19 protein-coding genes are annotated in these 14,315 nt (G+C 48.3%); 16 read left to right on the top strand and 3 right to left on the bottom strand.

The annotated features are described in order from the left end of the window. Positions 1-94: 94 nt before the first annotated feature. Entirely contained in the window at positions 95-1,174 is a 1,080-nt protein-coding gene (locus DWZ76_RS08110) for a Xaa-Pro peptidase family protein (RefSeq protein ID WP_118472372.1), read from the bottom strand. A gap of 218 nt (positions 1,175-1,392) precedes the next feature. Between DWZ76_RS08110 and DWZ76_RS08105 the strand changes: the two genes are divergently transcribed. The 13 genes from DWZ76_RS08105 to pgeF all read left to right on the top strand — a co-directional run bounded on the left by DWZ76_RS08105 (position 1,393) and on the right by pgeF (position 10,948). Then, complete coding sequence (locus DWZ76_RS08105; protein ID WP_118472410.1) at positions 1,393-2,757, top strand: MATE family efflux transporter; 1,365 nt, start codon at positions 1,393-1,395, stop codon at positions 2,755-2,757. A gap of 121 nt (positions 2,758-2,878) precedes the next feature. Next, positions 2,879-3,220, top strand: a complete 342-nt coding sequence (ylxM, locus tag DWZ76_RS08100) for a YlxM family DNA-binding protein (RefSeq protein WP_118472371.1) — start codon at positions 2,879-2,881, stop codon at positions 3,218-3,220. A 15-nt stretch (positions 3,221-3,235) separates the two neighbouring features. Continuing rightward, positions 3,236-4,603, top strand: a complete 1,368-nt coding sequence (ffh, locus tag DWZ76_RS08095; protein WP_118472370.1) for a signal recognition particle protein — start codon at positions 3,236-3,238, stop codon at positions 4,601-4,603. A gap of 81 nt (positions 4,604-4,684) precedes the next feature. Then, positions 4,685-4,924 (top strand): 30S ribosomal protein S16, encoded by a 240-nt coding sequence (gene rpsP, locus DWZ76_RS08090; RefSeq protein ID WP_106999919.1) that lies wholly within the window; start codon positions 4,685-4,687, stop codon positions 4,922-4,924. 32 nt (positions 4,925-4,956) lie between these two features. Next, positions 4,957-5,184, top strand: a complete 228-nt coding sequence (locus DWZ76_RS08085; RefSeq protein WP_022360235.1) for a KH domain-containing protein — start codon at positions 4,957-4,959, stop codon at positions 5,182-5,184. A gap of 203 nt (positions 5,185-5,387) precedes the next feature. Beyond that, positions 5,388-5,900 carry a ribosome maturation factor RimM gene (rimM, locus tag DWZ76_RS08080; RefSeq protein ID WP_106999918.1) on the top strand — a complete coding sequence of 171 codons (513 nt, stop codon included), beginning with the start codon at positions 5,388-5,390 and terminating at the stop codon, positions 5,898-5,900. A 65-nt stretch (positions 5,901-5,965) separates the two neighbouring features. Then, positions 5,966-6,724 (top strand): tRNA (guanosine(37)-N1)-methyltransferase TrmD, encoded by a 759-nt coding sequence (gene trmD / locus DWZ76_RS08075; RefSeq protein ID WP_118472369.1) that lies wholly within the window; start codon positions 5,966-5,968, stop codon positions 6,722-6,724. 154 nt (positions 6,725-6,878) lie between these two features. Continuing rightward, a complete protein-coding gene (rplS, locus tag DWZ76_RS08070; protein ID WP_022360232.1) occupies positions 6,879-7,226 on the top strand; it encodes a 50S ribosomal protein L19 in 348 nt (115 codons plus the stop codon). Between the two features lie 235 nt (positions 7,227-7,461). Beyond that, the gene (gene lepB / locus DWZ76_RS08065; protein ID WP_118472368.1) at positions 7,462-8,007 is read left to right on the top strand and encodes a signal peptidase I; all 546 of its coding nucleotides are present in this window, start codon (positions 7,462-7,464) and stop codon (positions 8,005-8,007) included. 24 nt (positions 8,008-8,031) lie between these two features. After that, on the top strand, positions 8,032-8,907 hold the full coding sequence (ylqF, locus tag DWZ76_RS08060) for a ribosome biogenesis GTPase YlqF (protein WP_022358769.1): 876 nt from the start codon (positions 8,032-8,034) through the stop codon (positions 8,905-8,907). A gap of 6 nt (positions 8,908-8,913) precedes the next feature. Next, a complete protein-coding gene (locus DWZ76_RS08055; RefSeq protein ID WP_118472367.1) occupies positions 8,914-9,585 on the top strand; it encodes a ribonuclease HII in 672 nt (223 codons plus the stop codon). Positions 9,586-9,600: 15 nt separating this feature from the next. Beyond that, complete coding sequence (locus DWZ76_RS08050; protein ID WP_106999914.1) at positions 9,601-9,987, top strand: YraN family protein; 387 nt, start codon at positions 9,601-9,603, stop codon at positions 9,985-9,987. Positions 9,988-10,057: 70 nt separating this feature from the next. Next, on the top strand, positions 10,058-10,948 hold the full coding sequence (gene pgeF / locus DWZ76_RS08045) for a peptidoglycan editing factor PgeF (protein WP_118472366.1): 891 nt from the start codon (positions 10,058-10,060) through the stop codon (positions 10,946-10,948). A 155-nt stretch (positions 10,949-11,103) separates the two neighbouring features. Here the strand turns inward: pgeF and DWZ76_RS08040 are convergent, their stop codons facing one another. Continuing rightward, entirely contained in the window at positions 11,104-11,313 is a 210-nt protein-coding gene (locus DWZ76_RS08040; RefSeq protein ID WP_022358773.1) for an alpha/beta-type small acid-soluble spore protein, read from the bottom strand. 314 nt (positions 11,314-11,627) lie between these two features. On the opposite strand from DWZ76_RS08040, the gene rsmD reads away from it, so the two are divergent. Genes rsmD through DWZ76_RS08025 form a run of 3 tightly spaced genes read left to right on the top strand, consistent with a single transcriptional unit; the run spans position 11,628 to position 13,335 of the window. Then, positions 11,628-12,182 (top strand): 16S rRNA (guanine(966)-N(2))-methyltransferase RsmD, encoded by a 555-nt coding sequence (gene rsmD / locus DWZ76_RS08035; protein ID WP_118467715.1) that lies wholly within the window; start codon positions 11,628-11,630, stop codon positions 12,180-12,182. A gap of 20 nt (positions 12,183-12,202) precedes the next feature. Then, positions 12,203-12,706 (top strand): pantetheine-phosphate adenylyltransferase, encoded by a 504-nt coding sequence (gene coaD, locus DWZ76_RS08030; RefSeq protein WP_022358775.1) that lies wholly within the window; start codon positions 12,203-12,205, stop codon positions 12,704-12,706. Positions 12,707-12,717: 11 nt separating this feature from the next. Beyond that, the gene (locus tag DWZ76_RS08025; protein ID WP_022358776.1) at positions 12,718-13,335 is read left to right on the top strand and encodes a hypothetical protein; all 618 of its coding nucleotides are present in this window, start codon (positions 12,718-12,720) and stop codon (positions 13,333-13,335) included. On the opposite strand, the gene DWZ76_RS08020 is transcribed toward DWZ76_RS08025, so the two are convergent. Next, complete coding sequence (locus DWZ76_RS08020; protein ID WP_243017793.1) at positions 13,301-14,299, bottom strand: nucleoside recognition protein; 999 nt, start codon at positions 14,297-14,299, stop codon at positions 13,301-13,303. The genes DWZ76_RS08025 and DWZ76_RS08020 overlap by 35 nt on opposite strands. Positions 14,300-14,315 lie beyond the last annotated feature (16 nt).

Here is a 14,315-nt window from a genome sequence, read left to right as displayed (position 1 = left end):
TTCTGGATGATTCGTGATTTGTAATCGGAATTACCAGAAATACCATCTGTAACAGTTTCTTTTTTATAATCGTGTTATAAATGATGCGATGTGATTACTCTACAATATCCAGCTCCTTGCTGAAGGAGTTCAGAATCTCGCATCCATCCTCAGTAATCAGCACCAGATCCTCGATTCTCACGCCAACTTCGCCTTCTACATAAATACCTGGTTCGATGGAGAAGATATTGCCAACCTCAGCGACCTTGGTGTTCGCAGAAGAAACATCGCCGTACTCATGTACTTCCAGACCGATGAAATGTCCCAGCCGATGGGTAAAGTTCGGACCATATCCGGCATCCTCGATGATCTGGCGGGCAGCTTTATCGACTTCGCAGAGCGGAACGCCCGGTTTCAGAATTGCTTCTGCGGCAGCATTTGCACGGCGGACGGTCTCATAAATAGCGCGGTGCTTCTCAGACAGTACTTTTTTATAGAAGAAAGTACGTGTCATATCGGCACAATAGCCATCCTTCCTGCATCCAACATCAAACAGGACGGTGTCGCCCTCTTTCAGAACAGTATTGTCCGGACCGTGGTGTCCAAGCGCGCAGTTTGCACCGAAGCCAACCAGTGGTTCAAAGGAATATCCGTCTGCACCGAGACTCTTATAAATATCTAACATCTTGGAAGCGATCTCTTCCTCAGTCACGCCCTCATGGATCAGACCTCGGAACTGTGCCATCGCCTTATCATTGATTGCGGAAACCGCACGCATTTTTTCACGTTCTTCGTCATCCTTGCACGCACGGACCTCATCGATGCAGATGGAGCTGACCTTGTAGGAGGAAGCGCCCGAATGATCGATGACCGGAATCAGGAAACGGGCAGCAAATGTTTTATCAATACCGAGCGGTTTGCCTGCCTCAACACAGTCGCACAGAGGAGTCAGGTAATCGTCTGTATCCGAGAAGCGGAATTTCTCTACGCCCAGATCTTCCGGAACGGTAAAGAGGTTATTGATAAAGATCTTATTCTTGCCGGACTGGTTAATGTAAAGCGCCAGCAGACGTTCACCCGGATCAATAAAACGACCCGTCAGATAATAGATCGCATAAGGATCGGAAATAATCATCTGCTCGAGTCCCTCTGTTTCCATTTTCTTTAAAACTTTCTCAAGTCGCTGTGTGTTCATCATGATGTCCTCCTTATAAGTAAAGTGGCTGTAACTGTGAAGATGCCAGACAGTTTACGCCGTAAATTATCTACCCTTATTATAAAACGCGCCGGGAAAAAGTCAACGATTAAAAGAACGCTTGAAAAGCGCATGGAAAGGGGGTAGAATAGTATCAACTGACCAGCCTTCGAAAAATGAAAGGACTTTTATTTTTAAGATACGAAAGGATGAAAAACATGGCGAAATCCTATGAAATGGATATGTGCAATGGTCCGATTCTCGGAAAGGTACTTACATACTCCATTCCGCTGATGCTTTCCGGTGTGCTTCAGCTTCTTTTCAATGCGGCAGATGTGATCGTGGTGGGGCGTTTTGCAGGCAGCCAGTCTCTGGCTGCAGTCGGCTCGACCAGTTCCCTTATTAATCTTCTCATTAACGTCTTTATCGGTCTGTCGATCGGTGCGAACGTCCTGGTGGCACGCTATTATGGCGCGAAGAATGACCGCGACATGAGCGAGACAATCCATACGGCGATCACGGTCAGCCTGATAAGCGGGCTGTTTCTGGTCTTTTTGGGTTTGTTTACCTCACGTTTCTGGCTGGAACTGATGGGGACGCCGGACGATGTCATCGATAAATCGACGATCTACATGCGGATTTATTTTGCCGGTATGCCGGCAACGATGGTGTACAATTTCGGAAGTGCAATCCTGCGCGCGATCGGCGATACGAAACGTCCGCTGTATTTCCTGACCGTGGCAGGTGTTATCAATGCGGCACTGAACGTATTCTTTGTTACCCAGCTCCAGATGGATGTAGCAGGTGTCGCGCTGGCAACCGTGATTTCCCAGTGTATTTCCGCATTTCTGGTTATCCGCTGCCTGATGCGTTCAGATGGCGCGATGAAACTGTCGCTTTCCAAGCTGGGAGTCAACCGGAGAAAACTTCTTCTTATTATAAAGGTAGGGCTTCCGGCTGGTATTCAGGGAGCGATTTTTGCTATCTCCAACGTACTGATTCAGTCGTCTGTCAATTCCTTCGGTTCGATCGCGATGGCAGGCAACACGGCATCGCAGAATATCGAGGGATTTGTGTATACCTCGATGAATGCGCTGTACCAGACCAATTTAAGCTTTACGAGCCAGAATATCGGAGCGGAGAAATACACGCGGATCAAAAAGATCCTTGCCACCTGCCAGGGCGTCGTTGTGACAGTAGGACTGGTGCTTGGATTTGCAGCATACCTCGGCGGTCCGTGGCTGTTGCAGATATATTCAGAAGACGCCGACGTTATTTCCTATGGACTGCTCCGGATGTCGATCATCTGTACGACGTATTTCCTGTGCGGCGTGATGGATACGATGGTCGGAAGCATCCGCGGACTTGGGTATTCGATCCTGCCGACGCTAGTCTCTCTGACCGGCGCCTGCGGACTGCGAGTGATTTGGATCTTTACCATATTTGCAGCGCAGCGGTCGCTGGCGATCCTGTATCTGTCGTACCCAATCTCCTGGGCGGTCACTGCGACGGCACATATGATCTGCTTCTGGCGGGCGGCGAAGAAGATGCCGAAGGAAGATGGCCATCCGGTGCGGGGATAGAATTTGAAAAACATAAACAGAACGTCATTAAAAAATAATTCGATTGATAATCTGATTGGTGTAAAGAAAAAATACTTGACACCAATTAGATTATCGTGTATGATAACACAGGTGATGAGGAATGGAAAAAATTGTTGAACAGGGTCTTTTGTATGATTTCTACGGAGAACTCCTGACAAAGCATCAGCAAAGTGTATATGAGGATGTGGTATTTAACGATCTATCCCTCAGTGAGATTGCAGATGAACAGGGCATTACCCGTCAGGGTGTGCATGATCTGATCCGGCGTTGTGACCGTACACTTCTTGGTTATGAGGAAAAGCTTGGGCTGATTGCCAAGTTCCAGAAAACCAAGGAAAAAGTAACTGAGATTCATCGGTTGACGGAAGAATTCAGCCGGACTCGGAATCAGGCGCTGATTGAGGCAATCGGGCGAATCTCAAACGAGATATTGGATTTATAATGCGGGAGGTTTTTGATGGCATTTGAAAGCTTGGCAGACAAACTGCAGAATGTGTTTAAAAACCTGACAGGCAAGGGACGACTCAGCGAGAGCGACGTAAAAGCCGGGCTCAAAGAAGTCAAGATGGCCCTTCTGGAAGCGGATGTAAGCTTCAAGGTAGTAAAACAGTTTATCAGTTCTGTACAGGAACGGGCGATTGGAACAGACGTTTTAAATGGCCTGAATCCTGGACAGATGGTAATAAAGATTGTCAACGACGAGCTGGTCAAGCTGATGGGCTCCGAGATGACAGAGATTGCGTTAAAACCGGGCAATGAGATTACCGTCATCATGATGGCAGGTCTCCAGGGTGCTGGTAAGACGACCACGACGGCAAAGATTGCCGGAAAGCTCAAGGCAAAGGGAAGAAATCCATTGCTGGTAGCATGTGATGTCTACCGACCGGCGGCAATCGAACAGCTGCAGAAAAATGGTGAAAAACAGGGTGTTCCCGTATTTGCGATGGGAACGAACCACAAACCGGTCAATATCGCAAAGGCAGCGCTTGAGCACGCAGCGAAAAATGGCAACAATGTGGTTATCATCGATACAGCCGGTCGTCTCCACATCGATGAAGCGATGATGGATGAGCTGGTTGAGATTAAAGAGAATGTGGATGTTTATCAGACACTTCTCGTTGTAGATGCCATGACTGGTCAGGATGCAGTCAATGTAGCGAGCATGTTTAACGACAAAATCGGCATTGACGGTGTGGTTCTGACAAAGATGGATGGCGATACGCGAGGCGGTGCGGCCCTTTCTATCAAGGCGGTAACCGGAAAACCGATTCTCTATGTCGGTATGGGCGAGAAACTTTCCGATTTGGAACAGTTTTACCCGGACCGTATGGCTTCCCGGATCTTGGGCATGGGCGATGTCCTTTCCATCATCGACAAAGCATCTGCTGTGATCGACGAGGAGAAGGCAAAAGAACTCGGTCGCAAGATTAAGAAGGCAGAATTTGATTACAATGACTTCCTCGATCAGATGAACCAGATCAAGAAAATGGGCGGTATGGCGAGCATCATGAGCATGATGCCGGGTATGGGACAGCTTAAAGGTCTGGATTTAGATGAAAATGAGAAGACGATGGGACGCGTGGAGGCGATCATCCTTTCGATGACAGCCGAAGAGCGGCGCAACCCGGATCTGATGAATCCGTCCCGCAAGAAACGAATCGCACAGGGCGCAGGCGTGGACATCGCAGAAGTCAACCGCCTGGTAAAACAGTTCGGAGATATGAAAAAGCTGATGAAACAGCTTCCGGGTATGGCAGGCGGCGGAAAACGCAAGGGTCTTGGCGGACTCGGCGGTATGCTTGGAAAGATGAAGCTGCCGTTTTAAACAAGTGTTAGTAGATGCAGTGTGCATTAGCTATATTTTATAATTTAAGGAAATAAGGAAAATTTCAGGAGGTAATTTAAAATGGTAAAGATGAGATTAAGAAGAATGGGTCAGAAGAAAGCTCCTTTCTATAGAATCGTTGTTGCAGATTCCAGATCCCCGAGAGATGGCAGATTCATCGAGGAGATCGGTATCTACGATCCGAACACAGAGCCGAGCACTCTGAAATTCGATGAGGAAGCTGCTAAGAAATGGTTAGCAACAGGCGCTCAGCCGACAGAGACTGTTGGTAAACTCTTAAAGATCGCTGGTATCCAGTAAATCAAGCATACTGACCTGTGAGGTGCAAAGGTATGAAAGAATTAGTAGAAGTTATCGCGAAAGCACTTGTTGAGAACCCGGACGAGGTAGTGGTTACAGAATCGGTCAAAGACGACGAGACTGTAATCGAGCTTTCCGTTGCACCGGCCGATATGGGTAAGGTAATTGGAAAACAGGGTCGTATCGCGAAAGCGATTCGCTCGGTTGTCAAGGCGGCTTCATCCAAGGAAGACAAGAAAGTTATTGTAGAGATTCAGTAATACAGACGAAGCTGAAAAGCCGGCTGCCTGAAAGGGTGTCCGGCTTTTTTATTTCATAGGAAATTGCGTCCTATGAAATAAAAAACGCTCCGCGAGGATGCGCACTCGCGCGAAGCAGAAACATGTCGCAAGCGACCGCGCTCGGCGCGAGAATGTGCCAAGGCACATTCTTTTTCATGTATTTTATACAGGAGGATTACAGAATGGTTGATTATCTGAGAGTTGGTGTGATTACGTCCCCGCATGGCCTGCGAGGAGATGTGAAAGTATTTCCTACCACCGATGATGTGAATCGTTTTAAAAAATTAAAAAAAGCGTATATCGACACTGGAAAAGAAAAAATGCCGGTGACCGTGGAACAGGTGCGTTTTTTCAAAAATATGGTCATTCTTAAATTTAAAGAGATGAATCGGATTGAGGACTGCGAGCCGTTCCGTAATAAGGATATTCTGATCACCCGCGATCAGGCGGTGAAACTGAATCCGGATGAGAATTTCATTGCCGATCTGATAGGTCTGAAAGTGCTGACGGACGAGGGTGAGGAGTTCGGTACGGTGAAGGATATCCTTCAGACAGCGGCTAACGACGTATACGTGATCGAAGGACCTGAGGGCAAAGAATACCTTTTCCCATCCATCAAGGAATGCATCCTGAATGTTGATCTGGAGGCTGGCACTGTAACGGTTCATATCATGGACGGTCTGCTGGATCTGTAAATGGAATGAAAATCCTAAAATGAAAGTACCGTTGTGAAAGTGCTGTATAAATATAGGAGAAACGGATGAATTTTCATATTCTGACCCTGTTTCCGGAGATGGTAATGGGGGGACTGAACACAAGTATTACGGGGCGTGCGATTGACAAAGGGCTGATCTCGGTTGAGGCGGTCAATATCCGCGATTACTCGAAGGACAAACACCATCATGTAGACGATGCGCCCTATGGCGGCGGCGCCGGTATGGTGATGCAGCCGGAACCGATTTACGATGCATATGAAGACCTGGCGGCGCGCACCGGAAAACGTCCGCGCGTGATCTATCTGACTCCGCAGGGGCAGGTTTTCAACCAGAAAATCGCGGAAGAACTGGCGGAAGAAGAGGATCTGGTGTTCCTCTGCGGGCATTATGAGGGGATCGATGAGCGCGCGTTAGAGCTGGTTGTAACTGACTATCTCTCCATCGGCGATTATGTCCTGACGGGCGGTGAGCTTCCGGCGATGGTTATGATCGACTGCATTTCCCGTCTGGTGCCTGGTGTGTTAAATAATGACGTATCCGCGGAATTTGAGTCATTTCACGACAATCTGCTGGAATATCCACAATACACCCGCCCGGTTGTATTTATGGATAAGGCGGTCCCGGACGTACTTCTGACCGGGCATCACAAAAATATCGAGACCTGGCGCCGTCAGAAATCGATCGAACGGACGCTGGAACGCCGCCCGGATCTTTTAAAAGATGCGGTTCTGGATAAGAAAGAGAAGAAATATCTGGAAGAGCTGATTCGTCAGAAAGAGGAAAAAGAAACAAAAAAACTCTAAAAAAGAGAGCAGAAAGTCCTTGCAAATCAAGGATTTCTATGATAAAATCATATTCTGTGAAATAAAGAGATGTTCCGCTGTTACAGAAAGCACGTTTTTACGGGATAAAAGATCGTATTAAGAACATCAAAGATTTTAAAGGAGGTTCACAAAGATGAACGAGATTATTAAGAACATTGAAGCAGCTCAGTTAAAGGAAACCGTTCCGAGTTTCAACGTAGGCGATACAGTACGTGTATCTGCTAAGATCAAAGAGGGAAACCGCGAGAGAATTCAGGTTTTCGAGGGAACTGTTATTAAAAGACAGAACGGCGGCGTTCGCGAGACTTTCACTGTTAGAAAGAGCTCCAACGGTGTTGGTGTAGAGAAGACCTGGCCGTTACATTCTCCGTCTGTAGAGAACGTTGAAGTAGTAAGAAGAGGTAAAGTAAGAAGAGCAAAACTGAACTACCTGAGATCCAGAATCGGCAAGGCAGCGAAGGTAAAAGAGTTAGTAAAATAATTTCTGAAGCGGATGGGGCTGCTGTACAGGTCAGCCCGCTGTGCATCCGGATATGCGGTTATGTGTGTCCGGCGCGGCGGGAGGAGCTGTGCAGCAGCTTTTTTTCGTATAATAGGAAATTCCTTGTGATTTCCTATTATAAAAAAGAATGTGTCCTGGCACATTCTCGCGCCGAGCGCGGTCGCTTGCGACATGAGCGATGATTCATGGGGAACGGATAGAGAGGGAGTGACATATGGAGCTGAAAGAGGATAAAAACCGCATCCGTCTGGTGGTTGGATGGATCGTGGATATCGCGGTGGTAATTTCGATCGCGTGGTTCGCCGTGTTTGCGATGGGGACACAGATACGGGTGAGCGGTCAATCAATGGAACCGGTGTTGTCGCAGAACGAAAAGGTTCTGATGAACCGCCTGAGTTACCGCGTGATGCGCCCAAAGCGCTATGACATTATTGTATTTGAAAAAGAAACGGGAAATTACAATATAAAACGCGTCATTGGACTGCCAGGTGAGACGGTGCAGATCAAGGACGGTTATATTTACATTAATAATGAAAAATCAGACGCCCCGAACGACTTGGGTAAGGCGGCTTTGGCTGGACTGGCGGAATATCCGATTAGTCTGGATAAAAACGAATATTTTCTGCTGGGTGACAACCGCTCCGGCAGTGAGGACAGCCGCTTTTCCAATGTGGGAAATGTGAAGTTCCGGCAGATCAAAGGAAAGGTCTGGCTGCGGATCCAGCCGGTTAGCCGGTTTGGGTTGATTTCGTCGAGATAGGTTCTAAGAAAGGAAGAAAATTTCATGCAGATACAATGGTACCCTGGACATATGACAAAGGCAAAAAGAGCCATGAAGGAAGATATCAAGCTGATCGATCTGGTGATTGAGCTGGTGGATGCGCGCGTGCCGCTCGGCAGCCGCAACCCGGATATTGATGAGCTTGCGAAGGGAAAGGGACGGATTGTCCTTTTAAATAAGGCGGATCTGGCGGACGACGGCTGTACAGAGCGCTGGATCGCATGGTTTAAGGAGCAGGGCATCCATGCACTCCGCATCAACGCGCGCAGCGGCATGGGAATGAAGCAGATCCAGCCGCTGGTGCAGGAGGCATGCAAGGAAAAAATTGAGCGTGACCGCCGCCGCGGTATCAAAAACCGCCCGGTGCGGACGATGGTAGTCGGCATTCCGAATGTCGGAAAATCGACCTTTATCAATTCCTTTGCCGGAAAAGCCTGCGCCAAGACTGGAAATAAACCGGGTGTTACTAAGGGAAACCAGTGGATCCGCTTAAATAAGACACTGGAACTTCTCGATACGCCGGGAATCCTCTGGCCGAAATTTGAAGATCCGAATGTGGGACTGTGCCTTGCATTTATCGGCTCGATCAACGATGAGATTCTGGATAAGGAAGAGCTGGCAGCCGAGCTGATCAAAAATATGTCCGGACGTTACGGAAAGCGCCTGGAAGAGCGGTATGGTGTGACGCTGGTTGAGAATACGGCTGGGGACGGCGAAGATACAAAAAAAGCCTGGGAAATTCTGCGTGAAATCGCAAGGGCACGTTCCTGTCTTTTAAAGGGCAGCGAGCTGGATACGAAAAAAGCGGCTGGCTTCCTATTAGATGACTTCCGCAGCGGCAAACTGGGGCGCGTGACGCTGGAAGTGCCGGAGGTATAGGAAAACATGAGAAAACTAACAGGAGAAAAACTGGAAGCAGAACTGGCGCGTCTCGAAGGAATGCGCGCCTATGAACATCAGTACGAAAGTGCAGGGATCGTCTGCGGCATTGATGAGGCGGGCAGAGGTCCATTAGCCGGTCCGGTGGTGGCGGCGGTCGCGGTACTTCCGAAAGACTGTACGATTCTGCGGCTGAACGATTCCAAAAAATTGTCGGAAAAATGCCGGGAAGAATTATTTCTGGAAATCAAAGAAAAGGCAGCTGCCTACGGAATTGGAATTGTAAGCCCGGAGGTGATCGATTCCATCAATATTTTGCAGGCGACCTATGAAGCAATGCGTCAGGCAGTCGCACAGCTTCCGCAGGAGCCGGATATCTTTTTAAATGACGCGGTCATCATTCCGGGGATTTCGGAGGAAAAGCAGATTAAGATTATCAAGGGCGATGCAAAAAGTGTCTCGATCGCGGCAGCCAGTATCCTGGCAAAAGTGACGAGGGATCATATGATGATGGAGTACGATAAAATCTATCCGGAATACGGGTTTGCGAAGCATAAAGGATACGGAACCAAGATGCATAACGAGGCAATTTTAACCTATGGTCCATGCCCGATCCACCGGAGAACCTTTTTGAAGAAGCTGCTGGGCGAGAAAGCCGCGATGCAGGGGATGAAATAACAGAAAGGGAGCTGAATGGGAGAAAGAAACTTTCATCTTCATGGAAATTCATTCAACCGCCGTGCCATCGGAACTGAATATGAAACTCTGGCGTGTGAATATCTCACCCGGCACGGTTATCAGATTCTCTGCCGGAATTTCCGCTGTCGCCAGGGTGAAATTGATATTATCGCAAGAGATAGAGACTACCTGGTTTTTATCGAGGTCAAATACCGCCGCGATGAACACGAAGGCGATCCGGCGGAGGCAGTGGATGCCCGCAAGCAGGCGAGGATTCTTCGTACCGCCCGGTATTATATGACGCGTTATCATATTTCCGAGGACACGCCGTGCCGGTTTGATGTGGTGGCGGTGCTTGGCAGTAACGTGAGATTAATTCGGGACGCGTTCTGGTGCGGATAATTACAAATGAGAGAATTCAAAAACTGCACAACGAGATTTGAGCAAGAGACAGAAAAAGGATGTGACAATCATGGCGCTTACCTATATACAAAAAACAGTTCATCCGGCACCAATTACCCTTCATGAGTCAAAGGGAGTGGCTTATTTTACCTTTCCGCTCTTAGAGCAGACCAGGATGGTGCGCCACGCATTTTCTACCCGGCTTGGCGGGGCGAGCAAGGGATATTTCGGGACGATGAACTTTTCGCTGACGCGTGGCGACAACCGGGACGATGTGCTTGAAAATTACCGGAAAATGGCGCGGATTTTGGGAACGGATGTGTCAAAGATGGTGCTCAGCCATCAGACGCACACGACGAATATCCGTCTTGTTACGGAAGCGGACGCTGGAAAAGGAATCTGGCGGGAACGCGATTATGAAAACATCGACGGGCTTATCACAAACGTGCCGGGGATGACGCTGGTTACATTTTTTGCGGACTGTGTACCATTATATTTTGTAGATCCGGTGCATCATGCCATCGGACTGTCGCATTCCGGCTGGAAGGGAACCGTTCACCGGATGGGACAGAAAACGATCGAGGCGATGGGAGAGGCGTTCGGCACGAAGCCGAAGGATCTGTGCGTCTGCATCGGACCGAGCATCTGCCGGGACTGTTATGAGGTCAGTGAGGATGTGGCAGACGCATTTAAAGAAGAATTTGGAGCAGAAATCAGTCAGGATGATTCAACATCCTGTTATTCCTGGAATGGGAAATCGATTCTCATGAATAAGGGGAATGGCAAGTACCAGCTTGACCTCTGGGGCGCGAACCGCCTGGTGCTCCTGGATGCCGGAATTTTGCCGGAGCATCTGGCTGTGACGAATGTATGTACGAAATGCAATCCGGATCTTTTATATTCACACCGCGTGATGGGAGATAAGAGGGGGAATCTGGCGGCATTTTTATCGCTAAAGTAAGTATACAATCTGTCTGTCAAACAAGTGAATGAATGTTTTGCAGAAAAGAACAGCAGCATGATTGAAAATCGGTCGTTCAAGTCCGGTTTTGTCAATCATGCTGCTGCCGTTTTTTCCGCCGTTTCAGCGAAGATTCAGAAGAGCCCTACGATGCCTTATTTACCAGCCATCTTTTTTTCCTGTTCCTCAATCATCTTTTTGACCATATAGCCGCCGACGGAACCAGCCTGTGCGGAGGTCAGGTTACCATTGTAGCCCTCGCTTAACGGAACGCCAATCTCATTGGCAACCTCCATCTTAAAGCGGTTCATCGCTTCCTTGGCTTCCGGTACATTGGTTTTGTTAGTGTTGTTGGAACTAGACATAACAGACGCCTCCTTTTTTGCGTGTGCCCCTTCAAACTTTCGTTTGTCCGGGTGTCTCTTTTTGTTACATTCTCAGTATGCGGATCTTAAAAGTGAAATACACTAGAAGGTTTTGTGCAAATTGACATTTTGGGGCAAAACACCCACAATGTAGGGAAAAAAGTTAGTATTGATCCGATTTTATGCTTGTATATCAGTAAAACTCATACTATAATAGAACAGATGTAGTGTTAAAAAATACGCAAACTGTTTGGTGAATTTTACGGTTGCAGTTCAAAATACATTAATATTTCTAGTAAGATGGAGAAAAATCCATGCGGGTAATAGCAGGAAGTGCCAGAAGGCTTACTTTAAAGACGATCGAGGGAATGGATACGAGACCGACGACGGACCGTATCAAAGAAACTCTTTTTAATATGATTCAGAATGATATCTATGGATGCACATTTCTCGATTTATTCAGCGGAAGCGGGGCGATCGGGATCGAAGCTTTAAGCCGCGGGGCAAAAGAAGCTGTTTTTGTGGAGAAGAATCCGAAAGCGGCGGACTGCATCCGTGACAATCTGAAAGCGGCCCGCCTAGCTGATAAGGCGACGCTGTTAAACTGTGATATTTCGGATGCATTGAAACGGATAGAAAACCGGAAGAGTGCGTTTGATTTCATTTTTATGGATCCTCCGTACAACCATCTCTGGGAGAAAGAAGTGCTTACTTATCTGGCGCATTCGTCCCTGGCAGATGAACATACGATGATCATCACAGAGGCATCGAAAGAGACCGGGTGCGGCTACCTTTCAGAACTGGGATACCATCTCGAAAAAGAGAAGATATATAAGACGAATAAACATCTGTTTATCCGAAAAGCTTGAATACCAAAGGAGAAAAAAAGATGAAAACAGCCATTTATCCGGGCAGCTTTGATCCGGTGACGCTCGGACATTTTGATATTATAAAGCGATCCTCCGAAATTTTTGATCAGGTCATCGTGGGAGTTTTGTGTAATAACGCAAAATCTCCGTTGTTTTCTGTCGAAGAACGTGTTAAGATGTTAGAGGAAGTGACAAAAGACATTCCTAACGTGGAGGTGCAGTCGTTTGACGGACTTCTGGTCGATTTCATGCGCCAGAATCACGCAAAGGTCATCGTGCGTGGTCTGCGTGCGATCACGGATTTCGAATATGAGCTGCAGCTCGCGCAGATGAACCGGGTGATTGCACCCGAAATAGATACCCTGTTTCTGACAACGAACCTTAAATACGCGTATTTAAGTTCCAGTATGGCAAAAGAGGTTGCGATGTACGGCGGAGACATTTCCGAATTTCTCGATCCGGTCATTGCAAAACAAGTACAGGAGAAATACCAGGCGCTTCAGGAAGACAGGGAATGTAAGTAAGGAGAAAAGCTATGAGCAGAATTGAACAGATCATCACAGAAATTGAAGATTATATCGACAGCTGCAAGTTTCAGCCGCTGTCCAACACGAAGATTTTAGTAAATAAAGAAGAGATTGAAGAACTGCTCGTGGAACTGCGTCTTCGCATTCCGGAGGAGATCAAGAAATATCAGAAGATCATCAGCAACCAGGATGCGATTCTGCAGGAGGCACGTTCCCAGGCAGACGCGATGGTAGCCGAGGCGACCGCCCAGACCAATGAGCTGGTTAATGAGCATGAGATCATGCAGCGTGCATATGCAGAAGCAAACAGCATTATTGAGCAGGCAAATGCACAGGCACAGCAGATCGTAGACAACGCTGTCACAGAGGCAAACAATATCCGCCAGGGTTCCGTTCAGTACACGGACGACATGCTCCGCAGCCTGCAGACCATCATCAAGCATTCGATGGAGGGCGCGCAGAGCCGTTTCGAGTCTTACATGAGTTCGATGCAGTCCAGCTACGATGTCGTATCTTCCAACCGTAATGAGCTGGCTGGCAGTGTCGTGACCGAGCCGGAGGAGAACACAGGCGCCGAGGCAGCAGCGGCCGCTACACAGGCGGCATCCGGCGAAGCAGCAGAATAAAGAGAACGAACGAGAGACTGGCGTGAACCAGTTTCCACAGTACATAATGCCGGATGGAAAGTCCGGCATTTTTTTCTCTGTCTTTTCGGCTGTCCCGTATGACTGAATTTGTCTGGGCGATCCCGGATAACCCGCCGAACGCAGCACATGCCGCCATCGCGCCGGATTGAACCGGGATACTGAATATGGCACCAGAACGGGCGATCGCATCGATGCCGGTTGTCATTTCAGCCGTCCCGATCAGAACCAGACGCAGCGTGCCGGAACAGAAGGCGTCGACAAAGGCAGCGAGGATCGAATACAGCATGATCAAACCGCCGATGCGGACCTGCAGTTCGATGCAGTCCATCAGGATGGTGTCGAAGGAAGCGGGAACGGAGACAGATGTGGATTTTGTGCGGGCAGGCTTGACAGAGCCGGTTTCTTTCGAAAAAAATCGGTTTTGAAGGCTAAAAGAAGTTACTTTATTATAAATGCATAGGAGACTTCCAACCAATAAAAGCGGCGTATATAGTGCCAGAACCAGATAGTTTGACGGAACTGCCGGGTTCAGCCTAGGTGCAGCATATCCGGCGATAAACATGGGGCTTGGCGAAGCGCTGATGGCGGTCAGAAGCCGTTTTTCATGTGCCGAAAGCAGCGATTTCCGGTTAAAATCGGCGGCAGTTTTCATTCCCATCGGGTAACCGCAGAGCAGCCCGGCAAGCAGGGCATAGCCGCTGTAGACAGACATCCCAAGATGTTTCAAAACCGGGTGAAATGGCGCTAGAAGCAGCCGGACGCCGCCGTGTTCAGCTAAAAGCTTTGAGAAGAGCATAAAGGGAAATAACGTCGGAAAGACCGTATTGAACCATAAAAGAAGTCCTTTCTGTGCCCCATCCGCAGAGAGACGCGGATGCGAGAGCAGAAGCGACAGGATAAGTGCTGGGAACAGGGCGGATAATATTTTTTTTATATATGGCATGGGAGCGCCTTTCTAT

The sequence above is a fragment of the Clostridium sp. AF35-15 genome, from assembly GCF_003477745.1.
In the GTDB taxonomy this organism is placed as follows: Bacteria; Bacillota; Clostridia; order Lachnospirales; family Lachnospiraceae; genus Otoolea; species Otoolea fessa.
The sequence above is the reverse complement of the archived record's forward strand: the minus strand, read 5'-3'. Positions and strand labels throughout refer to the sequence as shown.